This is a genomic window from Streptomyces sp. NPDC018026 (assembly GCF_044327745.1).
In the GTDB taxonomy this organism is placed as follows: Bacteria; Actinomycetota; Actinomycetes; order Streptomycetales; family Streptomycetaceae; genus Streptomyces; species Streptomyces rubrogriseus.
Genome location: NZ_JBIRFY010000012.1, coordinates 62435 through 84582, shown reverse-complemented (window position 1 = coordinate 84582; position 22148 = coordinate 62435). Strand labels below are relative to the sequence as shown.

The 22148-nt window shown below is 72.5% G+C and carries 23 protein-coding genes; 15 read left to right on the top strand and 8 right to left on the bottom strand.

Annotated features, from left to right (window positions below):
* Positions 1 to 3: 3 nt before the first annotated feature.
* Genes ACH4D3_RS30565 through crcB form a run of 3 tightly spaced genes read right to left on the bottom strand, consistent with a single transcriptional unit; the run spans position 4 to position 2770 of the window.
* Positions 4 to 1893 (bottom strand): FUSC family protein, encoded by a 1890-nt coding sequence (locus tag ACH4D3_RS30565; RefSeq protein WP_398328666.1) that lies wholly within the window; start codon positions 1891 to 1893, stop codon positions 4 to 6.
* Positions 1890 to 2264, bottom strand: coding sequence for a fluoride efflux transporter FluC (locus tag ACH4D3_RS30560; protein WP_398329048.1), 375 nt, complete (start codon positions 2262 to 2264; stop codon positions 1890 to 1892). The genes ACH4D3_RS30565 and ACH4D3_RS30560 overlap by 4 nt, the downstream gene beginning before the upstream one ends.
* Entirely contained in the window at positions 2261 to 2770 is a 510-nt protein-coding gene (gene crcB, locus ACH4D3_RS30555; protein ID WP_398328663.1) for a fluoride efflux transporter CrcB, read from the bottom strand. The genes ACH4D3_RS30560 and crcB overlap by 4 nt, the downstream gene beginning before the upstream one ends.
* 110 nt (positions 2771 to 2880) lie before the next feature.
* Between crcB and ACH4D3_RS30550 the strand changes: the two genes are divergently transcribed.
* The 11 genes from ACH4D3_RS30550 to ACH4D3_RS30500 all read left to right on the top strand — a co-directional run bounded on the left by ACH4D3_RS30550 (position 2881) and on the right by ACH4D3_RS30500 (position 13506).
* On the top strand, positions 2881 to 3870 hold the full coding sequence (locus ACH4D3_RS30550) for an urea transporter (RefSeq protein WP_398328660.1): 990 nt from the start codon (positions 2881 to 2883) through the stop codon (positions 3868 to 3870).
* Between the two features lie 57 nt (positions 3871 to 3927).
* On the top strand, positions 3928 to 4233 hold the full coding sequence (locus ACH4D3_RS30545) for an urease subunit gamma (RefSeq protein WP_153179504.1): 306 nt from the start codon (positions 3928 to 3930) through the stop codon (positions 4231 to 4233).
* A 2-nt stretch (positions 4234 to 4235) separates the two neighbouring features.
* Positions 4236 to 5141 carry a sirohydrochlorin chelatase gene (locus ACH4D3_RS30540; RefSeq protein WP_398328657.1) on the top strand — a complete coding sequence of 302 codons (906 nt, stop codon included), beginning with the start codon at positions 4236 to 4238 and terminating at the stop codon, positions 5139 to 5141.
* Positions 5138 to 5560 carry an urease subunit beta gene (locus ACH4D3_RS30535; protein WP_398328654.1) on the top strand — a complete coding sequence of 141 codons (423 nt, stop codon included), beginning with the start codon at positions 5138 to 5140 and terminating at the stop codon, positions 5558 to 5560. Before ACH4D3_RS30540 ends, ACH4D3_RS30535 begins: the two co-directional genes overlap by 4 nt.
* A 1-nt stretch (position 5561) precedes the next feature.
* Positions 5562 to 7286 (top strand): urease subunit alpha, encoded by a 1725-nt coding sequence (gene ureC, locus ACH4D3_RS30530; protein ID WP_398328652.1) that lies wholly within the window; start codon positions 5562 to 5564, stop codon positions 7284 to 7286.
* A gap of 5 nt (positions 7287 to 7291) precedes the next feature.
* Positions 7292 to 8062 carry an urease accessory protein UreF gene (locus ACH4D3_RS30525; RefSeq protein ID WP_398328649.1) on the top strand — a complete coding sequence of 257 codons (771 nt, stop codon included), beginning with the start codon at positions 7292 to 7294 and terminating at the stop codon, positions 8060 to 8062.
* Positions 8063 to 8126: 64 nt separating this feature from the next.
* Entirely contained in the window at positions 8127 to 8747 is a 621-nt protein-coding gene (gene ureG, locus ACH4D3_RS30520) for an urease accessory protein UreG (protein ID WP_398328646.1), read from the top strand.
* Between the two features lies 1 nt (position 8748).
* On the top strand, positions 8749 to 9690 hold the full coding sequence (locus tag ACH4D3_RS30515) for an urease accessory protein UreD (protein ID WP_398328643.1): 942 nt from the start codon (positions 8749 to 8751) through the stop codon (positions 9688 to 9690).
* A 32-nt stretch (positions 9691 to 9722) separates the two neighbouring features.
* The gene (locus ACH4D3_RS30510; protein WP_398328640.1) at positions 9723 to 11069 is read left to right on the top strand and encodes an ammonium transporter; all 1347 of its coding nucleotides are present in this window, start codon (positions 9723 to 9725) and stop codon (positions 11067 to 11069) included.
* 167 nt (positions 11070 to 11236) lie between these two features.
* Positions 11237 to 12415 carry a 4-hydroxybenzoate 3-monooxygenase gene (locus tag ACH4D3_RS30505; RefSeq protein WP_398328637.1) on the top strand — a complete coding sequence of 393 codons (1179 nt, stop codon included), beginning with the start codon at positions 11237 to 11239 and terminating at the stop codon, positions 12413 to 12415.
* A 167-nt stretch (positions 12416 to 12582) separates the two neighbouring features.
* Positions 12583 to 13506, top strand: coding sequence for a Bax inhibitor-1/YccA family protein (locus tag ACH4D3_RS30500; RefSeq protein WP_398328634.1), 924 nt, complete (start codon positions 12583 to 12585; stop codon positions 13504 to 13506).
* An 82-nt stretch (positions 13507 to 13588) separates the two neighbouring features.
* Here ACH4D3_RS30500 and ACH4D3_RS30495 read toward each other — a convergent pair whose 3' ends face one another.
* Positions 13589 to 13819 carry a DUF4287 domain-containing protein gene (locus ACH4D3_RS30495; RefSeq protein WP_064728274.1) on the bottom strand — a complete coding sequence of 77 codons (231 nt, stop codon included), beginning with the start codon at positions 13817 to 13819 and terminating at the stop codon, positions 13589 to 13591.
* Positions 13820 to 13922: 103 nt separating this feature from the next.
* Between ACH4D3_RS30495 and ACH4D3_RS30490 the strand changes: the two genes are divergently transcribed.
* Entirely contained in the window at positions 13923 to 14234 is a 312-nt protein-coding gene (locus tag ACH4D3_RS30490) for a hypothetical protein (protein WP_193783529.1), read from the top strand.
* 70 nt (positions 14235 to 14304) lie between these two features.
* On the opposite strand, the gene ACH4D3_RS30485 is transcribed toward ACH4D3_RS30490, so the two are convergent.
* The 3 genes from ACH4D3_RS30485 to ACH4D3_RS30475 form a co-directional block, all read right to left on the bottom strand.
* The gene (locus ACH4D3_RS30485) at positions 14305 to 15114 is read right to left on the bottom strand and encodes a hypothetical protein (RefSeq protein WP_398328630.1); all 810 of its coding nucleotides are present in this window, start codon (positions 15112 to 15114) and stop codon (positions 14305 to 14307) included.
* A gap of 294 nt (positions 15115 to 15408) precedes the next feature.
* The gene (locus tag ACH4D3_RS30480; protein WP_398328627.1) at positions 15409 to 16629 is read right to left on the bottom strand and encodes an acetyl-CoA C-acetyltransferase; all 1221 of its coding nucleotides are present in this window, start codon (positions 16627 to 16629) and stop codon (positions 15409 to 15411) included.
* Positions 16630 to 16841: 212 nt separating this feature from the next.
* On the bottom strand, positions 16842 to 17867 hold the full coding sequence (locus ACH4D3_RS30475) for an SGNH/GDSL hydrolase family protein (protein ID WP_398328624.1): 1026 nt from the start codon (positions 17865 to 17867) through the stop codon (positions 16842 to 16844).
* Positions 17868 to 18033: 166 nt separating this feature from the next.
* On the opposite strand from ACH4D3_RS30475, the gene ACH4D3_RS30470 reads away from it, so the two are divergent.
* Positions 18034 to 19419 (top strand): cystathionine beta-synthase, encoded by a 1386-nt coding sequence (locus tag ACH4D3_RS30470; protein WP_398328622.1) that lies wholly within the window; start codon positions 18034 to 18036, stop codon positions 19417 to 19419.
* A gap of 391 nt (positions 19420 to 19810) precedes the next feature.
* Here the strand turns inward: ACH4D3_RS30470 and ACH4D3_RS30465 are convergent, their stop codons facing one another.
* Positions 19811 to 20236: a hypothetical protein gene (locus ACH4D3_RS30465; protein WP_398329045.1), complete on the bottom strand. Its 426-nt coding sequence runs from the start codon at positions 20234 to 20236 to the stop codon at positions 19811 to 19813.
* A gap of 163 nt (positions 20237 to 20399) precedes the next feature.
* Between ACH4D3_RS30465 and ACH4D3_RS30460 the strand changes: the two genes are divergently transcribed.
* Together ACH4D3_RS30460 and ACH4D3_RS30455 are read left to right on the top strand one after the other, a co-directional pair.
* Positions 20400 to 21269 (top strand): MurR/RpiR family transcriptional regulator, encoded by an 870-nt coding sequence (locus ACH4D3_RS30460; protein WP_398328619.1) that lies wholly within the window; start codon positions 20400 to 20402, stop codon positions 21267 to 21269.
* 143 nt (positions 21270 to 21412) lie between these two features.
* Positions 21413 to 22000, top strand: a complete 588-nt coding sequence (locus ACH4D3_RS30455) for a hypothetical protein (RefSeq protein ID WP_398328616.1) — start codon at positions 21413 to 21415, stop codon at positions 21998 to 22000.
* Positions 22001 to 22148: the final 148 nt, after the last annotated feature.

The window sequence follows — 22148 nt, the reverse complement described above, 5'->3', positions numbered from 1 at the left end:
CGTTCACTTGTGGCCCCCCGGTGCGGCGGGGGCCGGGTCGGTCAGCGCGCTCGTCAGGTCGGCCAGTCTCCGGTGGAGCTCGGGATGGTGTGCGGACTCCGGCGCCCGCGGTGGTCCGGACAGCGACCGTCGGAGCGCGGGTGAGCCGGGCAGGCTGGCGTGCGCCGCACCGGTCAGTGCCTCGACGGGGCCCCTGACCAGGGAGGCTCCGTCCGGGTCCGGAGCCGTGGGGCCGCCGAGCACGGTCCAGGACAGCAGCCGTCGTACCGCCAGCACGGTCGGCCACAGCCGGTCCGCCGTGCCGCTCGTACGGATCTCCTCGGTGGGCACGGCGGCGTGCATGTCCCACAGTTCCGCCATCCGCTGCCAGGCCCTCCCCTCGCAGGCGACCCGGACCGCCCCCGTCCGCAGACGCTCCTGCACGGCGGCCCCCGTCGCCGCCACGGCGTTCGCCACCGCCGCGCACACCCGGCGCCGGGGCACACCGCCCATGAGCAGCGCGGCGGCCACGCCCAGCATCAGACCGAGGGTCAGGTCCAGGAGCCGGAAGGCGGCGAGCCGGCCCAGGCCGGCCGGGACGGCGGTGGCGACCAGCAGCAGCGCGACCGGCGTGTTCAGCAGAGTGCGCGTGAGGAGGGCACCGGGCGGCAGGCCCCGGGAGACCGCGTGCGCGACGGTGGCGACGGCCACCGTCACCCAGGTGCCCGGCTGGTAGGAGTGGAAGACGAGGGCCGTGAGCGCCACACCGCTCACGGTCCCGACGAGCCGGGCCCGCGCCCGCCGGGCGGGCTGCTGGCCGGGCCCGCCCTGGAGGGCGGCGGCCGCGCCCACGGCCACCCACGCCGGGTGCAGGAGCGGAAGCAGGGCGCCCAGCGCGGTGCCCACCGCGACGGCGAGCCCGACCCGGAGGGCGACCGGGAGGCCGGGGGAGGACCGGGACAGCAGGCGGCGCAGTTCCGCGAGCAGACTCTTGCGGGGCGGCAACGGTACCGGCCACAGTCCGCGGGCGGTCTCCAGGAGTTCCCGAGCGGTGACCGGGTCGCCGGGGCACGGTTCCGGCAGGTCTCCCGCCGCGATCCGCACGGCCGCGGCCCGCAGCCACGTCACCCGTTCGGGTGACACCGACTCCCCGCCCCGTTCCGCCGCGCTCTGCACCGCGTCGAGCAGGGACTCGAGTCCGGTCATCAGGGCGTACAACGTCATCCGCCGGGGCGCGGGCTCCGGTGCGGCCCCTTCGCCGTGCCCTTCGCGGGCGTCGTTCAGCGCCGCCCACGCCCGGTGCACGGCCGCGTAGGCGTCCCGCCCGGCGGCGGAGGGACCGCCCCGCGCCTCCGCGAACGCCGCCACCGAGCGGAAGGCGGCTGACACCTCCCGCTCCTCGGGTTCGTACGGGCGGGACAGCCACCCCGACATGCCGGACAGCCAGGACACGGCCGCCCCGAGAGCCAGGCAGCCGGCCCGGACCGCCGTCTCCGAGGGCGGGGCCGGCGGCAGGAAGGCCGCCATGGCGGCGACGAGGACGACGAAGTAGCTGCCGGGTCCGCTCAGCCGCAGGGTGCGCACCACGAGGGTGGCCGCGACGGAGACCACGGAGAGCGCCCCCACCATGGCCCACACCTCTCCGGCGGCGGCGGAGCCCGCGGCGAAGGCCACGAGGAAGGCCGCCGAGAGGATCACGAGCAGGGGTCCCCGCCGGGGGTAGGGGTCGCGGGCGCCGTACGCGTCCACGTAGCAGCCCATCGCGGCGAAGATCCCGTAGTGGATCCCGCCGACCGCCGTGACCGTGCCGAGGGAGAATCCGAAGGCGGCCAGCGAGCGCGCGGCGCGCCCCCGGTCGAACCGGGGCGGTGTCGCCCGCCACCGGTGCGCCGTCCGGGTGGCGCCCGTGGTCACCACAGGGCCCGGGCGACCGCCATGCCGGCGAACGACAGCCCGAGACCGAGGGCGACCGTCACGAACACATAGCCCGCGGCCCCGGCGATCCGCCGGGCGCTCGCCATGGAGTGGACCTCGTTGGAGAAGGTCGACCAGGTGGACAGCGCGCCGCAGAAGCCCGTGGACAGCAGCGCCTGACCCGTCCGGCCGAGCGTGTCCTCGGTGCCCGCCTGGACCAGGAAGCCCAGGAGCAGGGCGGCGGCCATGTTGGCGAGGAACGTGCCCCAGTGGAAGGGGCCCCGCAGGTGCTCCTTCGCCGCCGTACCGATCAGATAGCGGGCCGGTGCGCCGACCGCGCCGCCCGCCAGGACCAGCAGCCACTCCATCAGGATCCGCCTCCCTCGCCGGCCGCCGCGGGCCGGCGGCGCGCCAGGGCCAGCCGAGCCACGACCACGCCCAGGACCACCGCCGTCAGACAGCCCGCCACCGTCACCAGCAGGTTGGCCACGGCGTAACCCGGCTGGTCGTTCTCGAACAGCCGACGGGTGTCGTCGGTGTAGGAGGAGAACGTGGTGAAGCCGCCGAGGACGCCGGTGCCGAGCATCGGATTGAGCAGGCGCGGGGCGCCGGTGAAGCGCTCCTTGAGCGCGACGGTGAGCACGCCCATCAGGAAGCACCCGACCACGTTGATCAGCAGGGTCGTCACGGGGAACGCGGCCTCGCCGGAGTGCCACAGCAGGGAGGCGTCGCTTCCGTTGCGCCACAGGCGGGAGGCCCCGTAGCGCAGGAGGGCACCGACCGCTCCGCCGACCGCCACCACGCCGACCACGGGCCACTGCGGGCCGCTCGTGGTGTCCGGATGAGGATGAAGGTGCGTATCGCCAATAAGGTGCATATCGTCACACTAGCTGGGGATCGATCATGCGTCTCCGCATGCACGGACGACGGCTTCCCCGCCTCTCGACGGCCCGTCAGAGGCCTCAAGTCCTGCCCGAAGGAGCCGACGTGGCTTCGCAGTCGATCGAGCACGGTGCGGGGTCGCCGCCGCCGCAGTCGCCGGCGCATACGTGGAAGGGCACCGCGCTCGGTGCGCTGCGCGGCGTGGGCCAGGTGGACTTCCAGGCGAGCCTGTGGTGTTCGCTCGTCATCCTCGTCGCCCTCTGGGTGGCGGGCTGGGAGATCGGCCTGTTCGCCACCATCGGAGCGGTCGTCGCCACGCTGACGGCGCGAGTGCTGGCGGTCTCGCACGACTCGGTGACCCAGGGGCTGATGACCTATTGCGGTGTGCTGGGCGGCATCGCCATGGTGGTCTACCTCGGGAACCACCCCTCGACCTATGTGATGGCCGTGTGCGCGGCCGTGACATGCACCCTGGTGACCGCCACGCTCGGGACCCTGCTCACGCCGTTCGGACTCAGGGCCTTCACCGGGCCGTTCTGCCTGGTCTCCCTGGTGATGGTGCTGGGCGCCCCCTCGTTCGAGCGCGTCTGGCACGGGACCCCCGAGTCCGCCATCACCCCGGCCACCCCCAAGAGCCCCTACGTCAGCTGGACGGACGTGTGGCAGGGCTTCTTCTCCAACTTCTCGCAGATCTTCTTCGTCGAGACCTGGTACGTCGGCCTGATCATGCTGGCCGGCCTCTTCCTGGCCGGGTGGCGGGTGGGGATGTTCGCCGTACTGGGCAGCGTCGTGGGGATCCTCACCGCGTGGGCGCTCGGCGCTCCGGCCGCACTGATCGGCGAGGGGATCTACGGCTACAACGCGGTCCTGACCAGTCTCGCGTTCGGCGTCGTCCTGCTGCGCGCCACCGTCTGGAACTTCGTCTACACCGTGCTGGCCGCCGCCTCCACCACCGCCCTGACCGCATCCCTGTCGGTGCTGTTCGAGAAGTTCGGCAGCCACACCTTCACCTGGCCGTTCAACATCGCCACCTGGGCGCTGCTGGCGGCGGTCCCCTTCCTGTCCCGCATCACCCTGCTGGCCGACGACTCCTGAGGTCCGGCCCGACCACGACCGAGTCACGCTCCCCGCGTCACCGAGGAAGGCAGTCCCATGAACCTGGCCCCCCGAGAAATCGACAAGCTGCTGGTGTACGTGGTGGCGAACCTGGCGCGCCAACGTAGGGAACGCGGCCTCAAGCTCAACTACAGCGAATCGGTGGCCCTCATCACCGAGGCCATCCTCGAAGCCGCCCGGGACGGCAAGACCGTCGCCGACTGCATGGAACTGGGCCGGCAGGTGGTCCGCGAGCAGCAGACCATGCCGGGCGTACGGGAGATGCTGCCGCTGCTCCAGGTCGAGGCCACCTTCGACGACGGCAACAAGCTCGTCTCCTGCCACGACCCGGTCGGCGGCTGACCGTGCGCCGCGGCACGGTGATCGCGGTCTGCGGTCATGAGAGCGACGGCGGACACGCCCTGCGGGACCTCGTGGATCCCCGCGTCTCCTGCGTGTCCGGCGGCCGTGAACTGCTCCGGCATGTCCGCGCGTCGCGCTCCCGCGGTGAGGACGTCTGCGTGGTGCCGATGACGCTGGGCCGCGACCCGGAGCTGGTCGCCGACGCCGCCCGCACCCTGCTGGGCCTGACCCCGAAGGAGCGTGCCGGGACGGTGCTGGCCGAGCCGTTCGGGACCACCGGGCACCTGGTCGGCTGGCTCCGGGCGGCGGCCTCGCGGGTCCCGGAGGACCGGGCGCTGCTGGTAACCGCGCCCTCCGGCGACCCCTTCGTCGACGCGGACCTCTTCCGGACCGCACGTCTGGTGCGGCAGTACGGCCGCCACGGCATCGTCGAGGTCGCCCTCACCGGTGGCGATCCGGACCCGGCCGAGGGCGTCCGGCGGTGCCGCGCCCTGGGCGCCGGGCGCGTCGTGCTGCTCCCGGCCGCCTGGACGGTCCCGCGTGTGCCGGACCCCGGGTACTGCGAGCCGGGCGGGCCCCTGCTGACGGCGCCCGCCACGGCGGGGGTGCTCGACGCGCGCGTCGCCGACGCCTGGCACCGGCGCGACAGGCACGGCGACGACGGCCTGCCCCGGGGCCTCACGGCGGCCCACGACCACGGCCATTCCCACAGCCACGGTCCGGGCGGCCACGACCACGACCACGGTGGCCACGCCCACAGCCACAGCCACAGCGACAGCCACAGCCACAGCCACAGCGACAGCCGCAGCCCCTGCCACGGCGCGGCCACCCCCGCGCACGCCGCCTCCCCCGCCTCCTCCGCCTCCCTCGTCTCCTCCGTTCTCCCATCCAGCAGGAGCCTTCGATGAAACTCCCTCCCCGTTACCAGTACGGCGACGAACCGATCGAGATCAACGCCGGCCGGCGGACCCTCAAGGTCACGGTCAGCAACACCGGCGACCGCGCCGTCCAGGTCGGTTCGGACTACCACTTCTTCGAGGCGAACTCCGCTCTCGAGTTCGACCGCGAGGCCACCCTCGGCATGCACCTCAACATCGCCGCCGGCACCTCCGTCCGCTTCGAGCCCGGCGGCAAGCGCGAGGTCGAGCTGTGCGCCTACGCCGGCACCGGCCGCCTCACCGGCTTCAGCGGCCTTCTCAACGGCAGCGTCAAGTCGCACCCCGCGCGGGTGGAGGCCGTGAGCCGGGCACTGGAGCGCGGCTTCCGGAGCACCGGCGCCCCGGACAAGAGCGGCGCCAAGAAGGCCAAGAAGAAGGGATCCAACTGACATGCCGACCCTGACCCGCAAGCAGTACGCCGACCTGTTCGGCCCCACGGTGGGCGACCGGATCCGGCTGGCCGACACCAATCTCGTCATCGAGGTCGAGAAGGACGTCCGCGAGGGCTCCTACGGCGACGAGGTGGTCTACGGCGGCGGAAAGACCATGCGGGACGGCATGGCCGCGGACCCCCAGGCCACCGCGGCACAGGGCGCCCTGGACCTCGTCATCACCAACGCCGTGGTCCTGGACCCGGTGATCGGCGTGGTCAAGTGCGACATCGGCGTCAAGGACGGGTTCATCGCGGGTATCGGCAAGGCCGGCAACCCGCAGACCCAGGACGCCGTCGACCCCCGGCTCGTCATCGGCCCGGGTACGGAGGTCATCGCCGGCGAGCACCTGATCGCGACGGCGGGGGCGATGGACTCGCACGTCCACCTCATCGCGCCCCAGCAGTGCGAGCAGGCGCTCAGCAACGGCATCACCACCCTCTTCGGCGGCGGCACCGGGCCGACGGACGGGACCAACGGCACGACCTGCACGCCCGGTCCCTACAACCTCGGCCGCCTCCTGGAGTCGGCCGAGGAGCTGCCGGTCAACCTCGGCATCATGGGCAAGGGCAACGGCAGTCTCCCCGCGGCCCTGGACGAGCAGATCGAGGCGGGCGCCGCCGCGCTCAAGGTGCACGAGGACTGGGGTTCCACGCCCGCCGTCATCGACAACGCGCTGGCGGTCGCCGACCGGCACGACGTCCAGGTCGCCATCCACACGGACACCCTCAACGAGGGCGGCTTCTTCGAGGACACCCGGTCCGCGATCGACGGCCGCACCATCCACACCTTCCACAGCGAGGGCGCGGGCGGCGGCCACGCCCCCGACATCCTGCGGGTCACCGGCGAACCCAACGTCCTTCCCTCGTCGACCAACCCGACGCTGCCGTACACCAAGAACTCCGTGGACGAGCTGCTGGACATGGTGATGGTCTGCCACCACCTCAGCCACGACATCCCCGAGGACGTCGCCTTCGCCGACAGCCGGGTGCGGGCGGAGACCATCGCGGCCGAGACGGTCCTGCACGACCAGGGCGTCATCAGCATGATCTCGTCCGACTCGCAGGCCATGGGCCGGATCGGCGAGTCCGTCACCCGCGCCTTCCAGATCGCCCACGTCTGCAAGGAGGCCTTCGGCCCGCTGCCGGAGGACTCCGCGCGCAACGACAACAACCGCGTCCTGCGCTACCTGGCCAAGGTCACCGTCAACCCGGCCGTCGCCAGCGGCATCTCGGACTACGTGGGGACGCTGGAGGCGGGCAAGCTCGCGGACATCGTGCTGTGGCCCATGCACTCCTTCGGTGCCAAGCCCAAGATGGTCATCAAGGGCGGCATCGTCTCCTGGGCGCAGATGGGCGACCCGAACGCCTCCCTGCCCACCCCCCAGCCCGTCTACTACCGGCCCATGTTCGGCCAGTACGGGCGCGCCCTGCAGTCGACGCACGTCACCTTCATGTCCCAGGCCGGCATCGCGGCCGGGGTGCCGGAGAAGCTCGGCCTCCAGAGGAAGGTGCTGCCGGTGCGCAAGACCCGCACGATCGGCAAGCACAACATGATCCGCAACGACGTGGTGCCCGACATCAAGGTGGACCCGGAGACGTACAAGGTCACGGTCAACGGCAAGGTCGCGACCATCGACCCGGCCCAGAAGCTCCCGCTCAACCAGCTCTTCTTCCTCGCCTGAGCACCGTGTACCGCGACGAGAAGACCGCGACGGCCGAGGTGGCCAAGGACGACGGTCCGCACGCCGCGGACGCGGAGACGGCCCCGGTACCCGACCTGGGCCACCTCCTCGTCAGCCTGCAACTGACCGACTCGGCGTTCCCCAGCGGGTTCTACACCCTGTCCCACGGCCTTGAGGGCTTCGCACAGCAGGGGGCGGTCGACCGCGGCTCCCTGTCCCCGTTGCTGCACGACGTCCTCAGGCACGGTGTCGGCCCGGCCGACGCCACCGCGCTCGCCCTGGCCCACCGTGCCGCCGCGGCCGGCGACTGGGAGGCGGTGGCCGCGGCGGACCGCCGCCTGTACGCCACGAAGCTGGGCCGGGAGACGCGACAGGCGGCGACGCGGACCGGACGCCAGTTGCTGGACCTCGCGGCCGAGGTCTTCGGCGCGCCCGGCGTCGCCCACTACCACCGCGTGGTGACGGAGCGCCGGGCGCCGGGCACCCAGGCCGTCGCCGCGGGCGTCGTGTACGCGGCGACCGGGGTGCCCGTGCGGCAGGCCGTCGCCGCCGACCTGTTCGCCTTCTGCGCCAGCTTCGCCGGGGCGGCGCTGAGGCTGCGGCTGACCGACCACCGGCTGGCCCAGGGCCTGCTGCGACGGGCCGCACCGGTGATCGAGGAGACCACCCGCGCGGCCCTGGACCGAGGGCTCGACGACCTCGGGGCGACCACGTTCGCGGTGGACGTCATGTCGGCCCGTCACGAGCGGGCTCCGGCCCGGCTGTTCGCGAGCTGAGCACGCACCGACCCACCCGCCGGCCGCGATCCCGGTGGGCCAGACCCAGGAGAAGAGGAAGAAAGTGCCGGACAACGTGCTGCGCGTCGGGATCGGCGGGCCCGTCGGATCGGGCAAGACCGCCCTCATCGAGGCCCTCGTACCGATCCTGATCGAACGGGGCCACCGGCCCGCCGTGATCACCAACGACATCTACACCCAGGAGGACGCCCAGCACATCCGCCGCACGCTCGACGGGGTGCTGGCGGGCGACCGCGTGGTGGGCGTGGAGACGGGCGCCTGCCCGCACACCGCCGTGCGCGACGACCCGACGATGAACCTGGCGGCGGGCGCGGAGATGCTGGAACGCTTCCCCGACACCGACGTCCTGCTCTTCGAGAGCGGCGGCGACAACCTGACCCTCACCTTCAGCCCGGCCCTGGTCGACGTGTTCGTCTTCGTCCTGGACACCGCCGAGGGCGAGAAGATGCCGCGCAAGCGGGGACCGGGCATCACCGACTCCGACCTGCTCGTCATCAACAAGATCGACATCGCCCAGTACGTGCGCACCGACCTCGGCGTCATGGAGTCCGACGCCCACACGGTGCGCGGTGCGGGGCCGGTGGTGCTCACCGACTGCCTCACCGGGAAGGGCGTCGACGAGGTCCTCGCCTTCCTCGAGTCCCGGCGCGAGGTCCTGATCTGACATGCGGGCCGTCCGCGACCGGCTCGCGCCGGAGTACTACGAGCCCGGCCGTCTCCCCCCGGAGCTGTCGGCGCTGTCCGCCGTGCCCGAGACCCTGGGGCCGGGCTCGCCGGCCAAGGTCGGCATCCTCGACCTCGGCTTCGCCCGCCGCGGCGAGCGCACCGAGCTGGTGGAGCGGTACCAGAAGACGCCGCTGGAGATCATGCGCCCGCTCTACGTCGATCCGGCGCTGCCCGGCATGGCGTTCACCTACGTGATGGCCACGGGCGGCGGCATCGCCCAGGCCGACCGCTACCGCCAGGACCTGCGGTGCGGTCCGGACACCCAGGCGCTGTTCACGACCCAGGCGGCCACGAAGGTCTACCGGATGGAGCAGGACTACGCCACGCAGCTGGTCCGGCTCAGTGCCGCCGAGGGCGCGTACGTCGAGTACCTGCCCGATCCGCTCATCCCCTTCGCGGGCGCGCGCTTCCACCAGAACGTCGTGCTCACCGTCGACGCGGACGCCACGGCCGTCTACGCGGAGACCGTCACCGCGGGCCGGATCGCGCGCGGTGAACGGCACGCCTACACCGTCCTCGGCAGCGACCTGGAGATCCGCCGGCCCGACGGCACCCTGCTGGCGGTGGACACGCTGCGGCTCACCCCACAGCGGCCGGGCGGGGTGGACGGCCCGGGCGTCTTCGCCGGGCACGACCACGTCGCCTCCCTGTTCGTGGTGAGCGGCCGGTGCCCCGCCGCCGAGATCGCCGACGCCCTGCACGCGTCCCTGGAGGGGCGCGAGGTCCTGCACGGGGCGAGTGTGCTCCCGGACGACTGCGGGGCCTGGGTGCGGATCCTCGGCCACGAGGAACCCCGGGTCACCGAGGCCGTCCGGGCCGCGTGGGACGCCGTACGCCGGCTGCTCACCGGTCACCCCGCACCCGATCTGCGCAAACCGTAGTCCCGCCCGCCCCCGCTCAGGAGACCGTGCCCGTGATCACCGCGCCCGCCCCCATGCCCCCCGCCTACAACTCGGGCGACACCGCCTGGATGCTGGCCGCGGCGGCCATGGTGCTGCTGATGACCCCCGCCCTCGCCTTCTTCTACGGCGGTATGGTCCGCACCAAGCACATCCTGGTCATGCTCAAGATGAGCTTCGCCTCGCTGTGCTTCGTCACCATCCTCTGGTTCATCGTCGGGTACTCGCTCGCCTTCGGCCCCGACGTCGGAGGCGTCGGGCTCATCGGCAACCTCGACCACGCCTTCCTGCGCGGCATCGAGCCGAACACCCTGACCGGGTCCATCCCCACCTATGTGTACGCCACCTTCCAGATGGGCTTCGCCATCGTCACGGTGGCGCTGATCAGCGGCTCGATCGCCGGCCGGGCCACGATGAAGGGCTGGCTGGTCTTCTCGGTGCTGTGGCTGCTGATCGTGTACGTGCCGATCGCGCACTGGGTCTTCGACGCCGAGCACGGCTGGATCACCAAGCACCTGGGCGCGCTGGACTTCGCCGGCGGCCTGCCGGTGGAGCTGAACTCGGGCATCGCCGGACTGGCCGCCGCGCTGGTCATCAGGGGCCCGGCGGACTTCCGGCGCAAGGAACCGACACCCAACAACATCCCCCTGGTCATGATCGGCGTCGCGCTGCTCTGGTTCGGCTGGCTGGCCTTCAACGCGGGGTCGGCCGTACGCGACACCGGCAGCGCCGCCACGGCCTTCATCAACACCCAGCTCGGCGCGGCCGGTGCGATGGTCAGCTGGCCGCTGGTCGAGTACTGGCGCACCCGGCGGGTCACCATGATGGGCGTGGGCTCGTCGGCCGTGGCCGGCATGGTGGCCATCACCCCCGCCTGCGGGGAGATCAACCCGGCCGGCGCGTTGGTGACCGGACTCGTCGCGGGCTTCGTCTGCGCGTTCGCCGTCACCCTCAAGTACCGGATGAACGTCGACGACACCCTGGACGTGGTCGGCGTGCACGGCGCGGGCGGCCTGGTCGGACTGCTCATGGTGGGCTTCTTCGCCACCGAAACGGTCAGCGGCAAGGAGGGCGTCTTCTACGGGGGCGGCGGCTCGCTGCTCTGGAAGCAGATCGTCGCCATCCTCGCCGTGGGCGCGTTCTCCTTCGTCCTGACCTGGATCATCGCCAAGGTCGTGGACGTCGTCGTCGGCTTCACCGACAAGGAGGCGTACGCCGCCGTGCCGGGCCAGGAGGAGGAGCGGGCCTACGACTTCCGCACCGCCGAACGCCTGGACGCCCTCACGGGCGCCGGCCGGGGCAGCGACCGGGAGACGCTGGCCGAGATCCAGCGACTGCTGCGGGAACACCGGGAGGGCTGAGAACCGGGAGGGCCGAGACCGGGAGGGGCTCTTCGGAAGGATGTCCGGTTCGCCCGTTGACAGTGGCGCGCGGGAGGCCGAGACTCGGCGCAGTCGACGGTGAAGGAAATTTCACCAGGCGAACACCGTCGGCCCATGGCAACGACGCCGATCGAAGGGAACGACCGATGCGCACCACCGTCGGCATCATCGGGGCAGGCCCCGCCGGGCTCCTGCTGGCCCGGCTGCTGCACAACGCCGGGATCGACTCGGTCGTCCTGGAGAGCCGCGACCGTGCCTACGTCGAGCGCAGGCAGCGCGCCGGGATCCTGGAGCAGGGCACGGTGGACGTGCTGCGCGAGGCCGGGGCCGGGGAGCGGATGGACCGGGAGGGGCTGCGTCACGACGGCATCGAGCTGCGGTTCGACCGCCGCCGCCACCGCGTCGACTTCCCCGCGCTCACCGGCGGCAGGTCCGTCATGGTCTACGCCCAGACCGAGGTCTGCAAGGACCTCATCGCCCTCCAGCTCAAGGAGGGCGGCCCACTGCTGTTCGAGACCGAGGCGCTGGCGGTGGAGGGCGCCGACACGGACCGGCCACGCGTCCGCTTCCGCCGCGAGGGCGTCGAGGGCGTCGAGGACGTGCTGGAGTGCGACTACGTCGTCGGCTGCGACGGCTTCTGGGGAGTGGCCCGGAGCGCGGTCCCGGACGGGCGCACCTTCGAGCGGACGTACCCCTTCTCCTGGCTCGGCATCCTCGCCGACGTCGCCCCCTCGCACGACGAACTGGTCTACGCCCGGCACGACCGCGGTTTCGCGCTGCTGTCCATGCGCTCCCCGTCCGTGTCCCGCCTCTACCTCCAGGTCCCCGCGGACACCGACGCCGACGACTGGAGCGACGAGGAGATCTGGGACGAGCTGGAGCGCCGCTTCGAGACCGACGACGACTGGAGCCTGCGACGGGGCCCCATCACCCAGAAGTCGGTCACCCCGATGCGCTCCTACGTCCACGAGCCGATGCGGCACGGCCGGCTCTTCCTGGCCGGGGACGCCGCGCACATCGTGCCGCCCACCGGCGCCAAGGGCCTCAACCTCGCCGTCGGCGACGTGGTGACCTTCGCGCGGGCCCTGGCCCACCGCACCGCGACCGGCTCCGACGACCTGCTCGACGCCTACTCCGGGACCTGTCTGCGCCGCGTCTGGCAGGCCGAGCGGTTCTCGTACGACATGACGACGCTGCTGCACACCGCCCCGGACGCCACGCCCTTCGAGGACCGGCTCCAGCTGGCCCGCCTCGACCGGATCACCTCCTCTCGCGCCGCCGAGACCGACCTCGCCGAGGCCTACACCGGGTTCCCGATCGGGTGAGTGGCGCCGGTCGGCCCGGCACCCCCGGCCGTGAGGGGAATCACTGATCGGCGTAGCGTGTTGAGTCGCAAGGCGAGGGAAAGATCCTCCCCAAGCAGTAGGGTCATTCCTTTGCCGTTCTATTACTCTTGAGCCAAGGCTGCGCCGTGTGGCCATGGAGGAGTGAAATGAGGAGCAGAAACCCGGTCTTCTCGCGACGGGGGTTCAGCCGCGACAACGGCTACGCGGGCTTCAACGCCGCGCCGCAGGCCGGGGGACCCGCCGTCGCCACGCAGGCCAACCCGTACGCGCAGGGCACCCAGGGCAACCCGTACGCCCAGCCGCCCGCCGGCAACCCGTACGCGCAGAACCCGTACGCCCAGCCGGACCAGCAGTTCGGCGCGCCGCCGCAGGCGCCCGCCACCGCCGGCCGGATGACGATGGACGACGTCGTCATCCGTACGGCGAGCACGCTCGGCGTGCTCGTGGTGACGGCCGCGCTCGCGTGGGCACTGCTGCCCGTGGACGACGCCAACATCAGCCGCTCGTACGGCATCGGCATCGGCGCCGCGCTGATCGGCATGGTCCTGGCGCTCGTCCAGTCCTTCAAGCGCAAGCCCACGCCGGCGCTGATCCTGTCCTACGCGGCGTTCGAGGGTGTCTTCCTCGGCGTCGTCTCCAGCGTCGTCGACAACCGCATCGCGGACGGCGCGGCCATGCAGGCCGTGATCGGCACGATGGCCGTCTTCGCCGGTGTGCTGATCGCCTACAAGGCGGGCTGGATCCGCGTCAACCGGCGCTTCTACGGCTTCGTGATGGCGGCCGCGCTCGGCTTCGTCTTCCTGATGATGGTGAACCTGCTGTTCGCCGTCTTCGGCGGCGGTGACGGCCTGGGCTTCCGCAGCGGCGCGCTCGGTGTCGTCTTCGGCATCGTCGGCATCATCCTCGGCGCGTGCTTCCTGGCCCTCGACTTCAAGCAGGTCGAGGACGGGCTCGCCTACGGCGCCCCGCGCGAGGAGGCCTGGTTCGCCGCCTTCGGCCTCACGCTGACGCTGGTCTGGATCTACCTGGAGTTCCTGCGCCTCATCGCGATCCTGAACAGCAACGACTAGTAGGACCGCACAGGTGAAGGGCCCCGGGCTTCGTGCCCGGGGCCCTTCGTCGTCGTGGGCGTCGTCGTGCGGAGGGCGCCGCTCACAGCAGGTTGCGCGCGGCCCTTCTCAGGTCGTACTCGTGGACGATCGCCTTCGCGTGGCCGTAGGCGAGGTTGTGTTCGTGGCGGAGCCAGCTGACCTTCTCCTCGAAGCGGAAGAGGGAGGGGCCGTCCTCGACGGCGCGCAGCCAGTCGGAGATCTCACGGCCGGTGCACTGGGGGATACGGGCGAGCAGATTGCGATGGGTCTCCTCGGAGAAGACTTGGGACATCGGCGCCTCCGGGCGAAAGGGGATGTGAGCCGGTCCTTCAGGTCACCGTGCCTGAGCGTTCGCCCGTTGGCAACAGTCCCGGACGGCCGCGTACGCTCGCGCCGTGGTTGATACGACGCCTTTGACCCGTGCCGTGGACGACTTCGCCGACCGCCTGCGGGCCGCCCCGCAGAGCAGGCTGCAACGCGGCGCCGCCGCCGAGGCGCTCGGCCTGGCCAGGGAGTTGGCCCGGCGCGCCCAGCTCGTGGAGGACCCCGGGGCCGAGCCACGGGAGATGCCGGACGCGGGCATGTTCGCCGCCGCCGACCAGATCGCCGTCGCCGCACACGACTTGGCCCTCGTCCTGGAGGACGAGGGCCAGGTGGAAGAAGCGGCGGCGCTGGTCGAGGAGGCCCGCAAGCGGGCCGGGGTCTGATGCGGCCGGCGGGGCCGACTCGACTGGCGTGACTGGCGCGGTCGGCGTGACCGGCGTGTGACTGGCGTGACTACAGGGACGCGATGACCCGGTCCGCCAGGATGTAGACGTTCTCCTCGCCGCACGCGAAGGTCAGCGTGTAGGCACCGGAGATGCCGGAGCCGCCGAGGAGGTACGGCGTCTGGCCCGCGCCCAGGGCGGCGGCCAGGCGCTCCGCGGTCTCGCGGTGGCCCGGGGTCATGCACAGGGTGGTGCCGTCGGCGAAGACGTACACGTCGAGGGTGCCCAGCGGACCCGGACGGACGTCGGCCAGCGCGACGCTCGACTCGGCCAGCCCCTCCAGGGTCGCCACGGTGCGGTCGTGATCGTTCACGGCCGGGGACGGGTTCGGCACGAAGTCCGGGTGCGAGGGGTGGCGGCGGCGGGCGGCGGCCAGCTCGGCCGACTCCCTGGGACCGGCGTGACCCGCGTCCTGCGCGGACGGCTCGTCGGTGTCCGCGGCCGGCTCGGTCACCGGCTCCAGGCCCACGAGGTCCGCCTGGCGGGGCAGGAACAGCTCACTGTCGGACAGACCGAGCAGCAGGGGCGCGTCGGAGGCGTCCCGGGTCTCCTGGGCGGCCCAGAAGGCCCGCGCCTCGGCGAGCTCCCGCTCGCGCTCCTCGGCGAGCGCCTCCGCGACGGCGGCGCGTATCTCCTCGGCGTCGGCGGTGGTGCGGGCGGCGGGCACCCGGGCCCGCGTGGCGGTGGCCCGGCTCTCGGCCAGCTCGGCGCGCAGGGCGGTCACCTGGCGGCGCAACACCAGGATGCTGCGCAGGACGGCGACGCCCACGGCGCCGGTGGCGGCCGTGGTGAGCAGCAGGGCGATCGGCATGGCGCTCACTGACGTACTCCCGGTTCAAAGTCGACCCCCGACTTCCTACATCAGCTTGAAGGGAGGACTAACCGTCTGTCAGTGCGTAACGTCACGAAACGGACAGGACTTTGGGCCCGCGAGGTAGGGGTGGGGATGGTCTGACCTGCGTAAATCCATGGGGCGGGAGAGGTAGGTCACATCCTGGGGGAGTTTGGGTCACAAAACGGCCCAGAACCCTGGGGTGAACGGGGTTCCGGGCCGAGTCGTCACACTGGGTCCGCGAGGTGCTACTGACGGTCCCTCAGTGTCCTCCGGCGGGGGTCAGCTCAGGCGCTCGATCACCATGGCCATGCCCTGGCCGCCGCCGACGCACATGGTCTCCAGGCCGAACTGCTTGTCGTGCGTCCGGAGGGAGTTGATCAGCGTGCCGGTGATGCGGGCGCCGGTCATGCCGAAGGGGTGGCCGACGGCGATGGCGCCGCCGTTGACGTTCAGCTTCTCCAGCGGGATGCCGAGCTCGCGGTAGGAGGGGATGACCTGCGCGGCGAACGCCTCGTTGATCTCGACCAGGTCGATGTCGCCGACGCCCAGCCCGGCCCGGGACAGCGCCTGCTTGCTGGCCTCGACCGGGCCCAGGCCCATGATCTCGGGGGAGAGGCCGGAGACGCCGGTGGAGACGATGCGGGCCAGCGGGGTCAGGCCCAGCTCGCGGGCCTTGGTGTCGCTCATGATCACGAGGGCGGCGGCGCCGTCGTTGAGCGGGCAGCAGTTGCCGGCGGTGACCAGGCCGTCGGGGCGGAAGACCGGCTTGAGGCCCTGGACGCCCTCCAGGGTGACGCCGGCGCGCGGGCCGTCGTCCTTGCTGACGACCGTGCCGTCGGGCAGCGTCACCGGGGTGATCTCGCGCTCCCAGAAGCCGTTCTTGATGGCCTCCTCGGCGAGGTTCTGGGACCGGACGCCGAACTCGTCCATCTCCTGCCGGGTGATGCCCTTGGCGCGGGCGAGGTTCTCCGCGGTCTGGCCCATCGCGATGTACGGGTCGGGGACCAGGCCGTCCTCGCGCGGGTCGTGCCAGGTGGTGCCCTCCTGCTGGGCGACCTCGGCGGTGCGGGCCTCGGCCTCGGCGAACAGCGGGTTGCGGGTGTCCGGGAGGCTGTCGGAGTTGCCCTTGGCGAACCGGGACACCATCTCGACACCGGCCGAGATGAAGACGTCGCCCTCGCCGGCCTTGATGGCGTGCAGGGCCATGCGGGAGGTCTGCAGGGACGAGGAGCAGTACCGGGTGATCGTGCAGCCCGGCAGGTGGTCCATGCCCATCTCGACGGCGACGATCCGGCCGAGGTTGTTGCCCTGCTCGCCGCCGGGCAGACCGCAGCCGAGCATCAGGTCGTCGATGTCCCGCGGGTCCAGCTCGGGGACCTTCGCGAGGGCCGCCTGGATGATCGTGGCGGCCAGGTCGTCGGGGCGCAGGTCCTTCAGGGAGCCCTTGAAGGCGCGGCCGATGGGGGAACGGGCGGCCGAGACGATCACGGCTTCGGGCATCACGGCTCCAGTGGCGAGACGGTACGGGGCGGGCACGGCTGGTTGGGAAGTTACCCGGCCGTATGGCCCGGGTCACGGCTATGGGCATGTGACATGGACCGCAACTGTCTAAGCGCTTGCTTGGCCTCCCCCGGAGCTGCGGGCAGTCGTGCCGCAGGGCGGCACGGGTGGGCGCGGCGGCACCCGGCAAGCGCCGCGAGCGCCCCCGGCTCCTACCCCGGCTGTCCCGACGGGGCCGGCTCCGCCTCCGCCACCCGGCGCCGCCGTCGGCGCTTCAGCAGCGCCCAGGGCCCCCGAGGCCCCGTGGGCATGGCGGCGGCGACCTCCGTGCCCGCCTCGGACGCCGCCTCCGCCGCCGCCCGCGCCACCGGCAGGAAGCCCTCGCGGCGCAGCGCGTCCGGGTGCTCCTCCTCGGCCGGCCACAGGCCCAGCGCGGCGCACACCGAGGGCAGTACGGCCATCGCGGCGGTGGCGTACCCCTCGGCGGAGGGATGGTAGTTGTCGGGGCCGAACAGCTCCCGCGGGTTCTGCGCGAACTCCGGGCCCAGCAGATCGCCGAGCGACACCGTGCGCCCGCCCTGCTCGACGGCGCCGATGGTCTGTGCCGCCGCGAGCTGCCGCGAGGCCCGCCGGGCCAGCCAGCGCAGCGGCTGCCGCACCCGCTCGATCGTGCCCAGGTCCGGACAGGTGCCGACCACCACCTCCGCACCGGCCGTGCGCAGCCGCCGTACCGCCGAGGACAGGTGCCGCACCGAGCGGGTCGGCGGCATCCGGTGGGTGACGTCATTGGCGCCGACCATGATCACGCAGATGTCGGGCACCCGGTCCGGCTCCGCGAGCACCAGCGCCACCTGCCGGTCCAGGTCGTCCGAGCACGCCCCCGGCTGCGCGACCGACCCCAGCCGCACCGGCCGCTCCGCCACCGCCGCGAGCCCGGACGCCAGCAGCGCGCCCGGCGTCTGCCCGGCCCGGTGCACGCCCTGCCCGGCGGCCGTGGAGTCGCCCAGCATCATCAGCCGCAGCGGCGGGTCACCGGCCGTGGGCAGGGTGCCGCCGTACAGTCCCTGCGCGTTCGGCACCCGGGTCGGCGTGCCCACCCCCACCCTGCGTCTGGCCAGCTGCACCTCCGCCACCACCAGACCGACCGCCGCCGCTCCCGCCAGCCCGATGCCGCCGCCGCCGTACGCCGCGCCGGCCGCGATCCGCCGGGCCACCCTCGCCCTCGACATGCTCGTCATGCGTCGCCGCCACCTCCTCAACCCGTACACCCACTCCTTGCCCCGTACGGACGGTCGCCCAATCTCAACGCAGGGTGAACGACCGTCACGGGGCATCCGCGGGCCCGCAGGCCATAGGCTGGCCGGACCGATATCGACCCTTCATTTGCGGCATCCGGAGACCACGGTGCAATTCCACGACTCGATGATCAGCCTCGTCGGCAACACCCCGCTGGTGCGGCTCAACAGCGTGACCAAGGGGATCAGGGCGACCGTCCTGGCCAAGGTGGAGTACTTCAACCCGGGCGGCTCGGTGAAGGACCGCATCGCCCTGCGCATGATCGAGGCCGCGGAGAAGAGCGGTGAGTTGCAGCCGGGCGGCACGATCGTCGAGCCGACCAGCGGCAACACCGGCGTCGGCCTCGCCATCGTGGCCCAGCAGAAGGGCTACAAGTGCATCTTCGTCTGCCCCGACAAGGTGTCCACCGACAAGATCAACGTGCTGCGCGCGTACGGCGCCGAGGTCGTGGTCTGCCCGACCGCGGTCGACCCCGAGCACCCCGACTCGTACTACAACGTCTCCGACCGGCTGGTCCGCGAGACGCCGGGCGCCTGGAAGCCGGACCAGTACTCCAACCCGAACAACCCGCTCTCGCACTACCACTCCACGGGCCCCGAGCTGTGGGAGCAGACCGAGGGGAAGATCACCCACTTCGTGGCCGGTGTCGGCACCGGCGGCACCATCTCCGGCACCGGCCGGTACCTGAAGGACGCCAGTGACGGCGCGGTCAAGGTGATCGGCGCCGACCCCGAGGGCTCCGTCTACTCCGGCGGCTCCGGGCGCCCGTACCTGGTCGAGGGCGTCGGCGAGGACTTCTGGCCGACGGCGTACGACCGCGAGGTCGCCGACGAGATCGTCGCCGTCTCCGACAAGGACTCCTTCCAGATGACCCGCCGCCTCGCCAAGGAGGAGGGCCTGCTGGTCGGCGGCTCCTGCGGCATGGCGGTCGTCGCGGCCCTGGAGGTGGCGGCGCGGCTCGGTGAGGACGACGTGGTGGTCGTCCTGCTGCCGGACAGCGGACGCGGCTACCTCAGCAAGATCTTCAACGACGAGTGGATGGCCGACTACGGCTTCCTGGAGGACGCGGGACCCAGCGCCCGCGTCGCGGAGGTCCTGAACCACAAGGAGGGCGGCCACATCCCCTCCCTCGTCCACATGCACCCGGACGAGACCGTCGGCCAGGCCATCGAGGTGCTGCGCGAGTACGGCGTCTCGCAGATGCCGATCGTCAAGCCCGGCGCCGGTCACCCGGACGTCATGGCCGCCGAGGTCGTCGGCTCGGTGGTGGAGCGCGAGCTGCTGGACGCGCTGTTCGCCAAGCGCGCCTCGCTGGAGGACCCGCTGGAGAAGCACATGTCCGCCCCGCTGCCCCAGGTCGGCTCCGGCGAGCCGGTCGCGGACCTGATGTCGGTGCTCGGCGGCGCCGACGCGGCGATCGTCCTCGTCGAGGGCAAGCCGACCGGTGTGGTGAGCCGGCAGGACCTGCTGTCCTTCCTCGCCAAGGGCAAGTAGGACGAGCGGGTCGGGCGGGGATCCGTGACCCGGCCGGTGATCTTCGCGGACTTCGCGGAAGTGGTACGCGCGCGTCATGTGCGCGCAGCAGTCGCTTAACACGGGACCGGCAGAGTAAGGGGTGTCGGCAGGGACTGGTGGAGGCACCTCCCAGGCGTTCAGCCCTGGGGGAGGCTCCCCGGTTCCGCCGGCGCCGAACGGCGTCACGGACCTTCCGGAGCGGCTCCCGGACCTCCAAGGACGCCACGGACGCGCCGCCCCGGCCGTGAGGCCCGGCACCGCGCGCGTCCCCCGCGGGGACCGCCGTCGTCCCGCCCCCCAGCGATGGGGGTGCGGCGGTCCCCGCGCAGTCTTCCCCCGGTCCTCCAGGCCTTTCTCAGTCCTGTCTCTCTCAGTCCTGCCAGGCGTCGTCCCGCTCGGCGCGGCGGCGCCGCCCGAACAGGTCCGGGTTGGTGCGGGCGACCTGGACCACGTTGACCCCGACGATGCCCGCCCAGGCGACCAGCATCCCGGGCAGGTGCGCCACGCCGCCGCCGATCGCGGACAGCGGGATGGCGAGCACCAGCGAGACGATGCCGAAGCCGAAGCGCTCGCCGAAGGAGTCCGTGGGACCCGGCGTCCGGCTGTCCCGGGCGGCCGTCATCTGCTGCTCGGCGAGCTGCCGGCGCACCCGGCGCTCCACCGCCCCGTCGATGCGCTGGTCGACCTTCTCCAGGAACGAGTCGACCAGCGCGGACTCGTACTCCTCGCCCAGCTCCCTGCGGGTCTGCAGGGTGGCGTCGAGTTCCTTCTTGAGGTCGGCGTCGCGTGCGTCCATTCCCGTCATGGACCCCACGTTAGGCAGCGGGGTCGCCGGCGGCACTGGGGACAGCCCCCGTTTTCACCGGGGGCGGGCCGGTACGGGTCGGCCTGCGACGCCGCCTCGCTGTATAAAGGTATGCAGAAGTCGGGGCGCGTGAATAGGTCGAGGGGGCCACGTCATGAACGGGACCGGCGGCACCAGCGGGACGAGCGGGACCGACAGTCCGGCCGCGCGGCTGCAGACGCTCTTCGAAGGGCACCGGCTGACGCCGACCCAGCGGCGCATCGCGCACAGCATGGTGCGCCGGGCCCCCGACGTGCCCTTCCTGTCCAGCGTGGAGCTGGCCGAGCTGGCGGGGGTCAGCCAGCCGTCCGTGACCCGCTTCGCCGTCGCCCTCGGCTTCGACGGCTACCCGGCGCTGCGCCGTCATCTGCGCGAGGTCGCGCCCGCGGAACCGGCCGCGGACACCGGTGCCGTCAACGAGTACCAGCAGGCCGTGGCGGCCGAGATCGAGAACCTGCGGCACCTCGCGGAGGTGCTGGCCGACCCGGGGCCCGTGCGGGAGGCGGGCCGCCTGCTCGCCGGGAGCCGGCCGCTGCCGGTGCTCGGGCTGCGGGCCGCCGCCGCCCAGGCACACGGCTTCGCCTACTTCGCCGCCAAGGTCCACCCGGACGTCCGGCTCCTCGGCGAGGGCGGCACGATGCTGCGCGACCGCATCGACGCCGCCGTCCGGGCCGGGGCGGGTACACTGCTCTGCTTCGCCCTGCCCCGGCACCCGCGCGAGGTCGTCGAGACGCTCGCCCACGCCAAGGAGGCCGGGCTCACGGTGGTGACCGTCGCCGACTCCGCCTTCGCGCCGGTCGCCAAGGTGTCCGACCTGCTGCTGCCCGCCGCCGTCGGCACCGGCCTCGCCTTCGACACCGCCTGCGCGCCGATGCTGCTCGGCCGGGTGCTCCTGGAGGCGATGTGCGACGACCTGCCGGACGCGCAGGCCCGGCTGGAGGAGTTCGACGCCAAGGCCGCGGCGCGGGGGCTCTTCGTGGACTGACCCGACTGGCCCGGGAGCACCCCCGAGGTGACCCGGACGGCGGACGGGTTCTCAGATTCGTCTCAGCTTGCCCCGTTACAGTGCGGCGCCTGACACACCCTTCAGACGCATCGCACAGGCAGGAACGGGACAGGAGGCAGGACGTGGCGCGCGGAGGACAGGTGGGGCTGGCTCGGGTCGCCGTCGTCGTACGGGCGGGCGCCGCACCACTGTGGTGGCTGGGCGTTTTCGCGGCGGGCATCGGCGTGCTGGTGCCGGGGCTCACCGGACGCCGGATCGGTGTGCTGGCGGGCGCCGCCCTCTTCATCGTCGCCACGGCCGTCGTGGCGTGGCTGCGCCGGCGGCGCTACACGGCCCTGGCCGGTTCGGCGGTCCGCGCGGGCAAGCACGACGTGCTCCAGGACCGCGGGGTGACCGTGCGCAACTGGCGCCGGGGCCACCGCTGGTGGCTGCTCCTCGCCTTCCTCGCCGCCCTCGGCAGCGCCTTCGCCCTGCCTGCCGCCGGTGGGCTGCTGCTGGCCGGCTGCGGTGCCGGGCTGTGGCTCAAGTCCGCCTGGATCGGCCGCCGCGAACAGGCCGGGGACGCCCTGCTGTGGGTCCGGGTGGACTGGCTCGCCGACAACGCGGGCCGCCCCGCGGGCAAGGCGGTCAAGGCCTACCGCAGCACCGGCATCGCGGCGGGCGACGCGGCACCGGGTGGAGCGAGGCGGAAGACGCCGGCGGCGGTCTGAACGACATCCGGCAGTACGAGCGCGGGGCCCCCGACCGGGGCCCCGCGCTCGTTTGCGCGCGGCACGGACACGACCCTGTTGACTAGCTCTATTCAGGAGGCGAGGATATGAATATCCATAGCAACAATCCGCCGGGAGCAAGCCACCA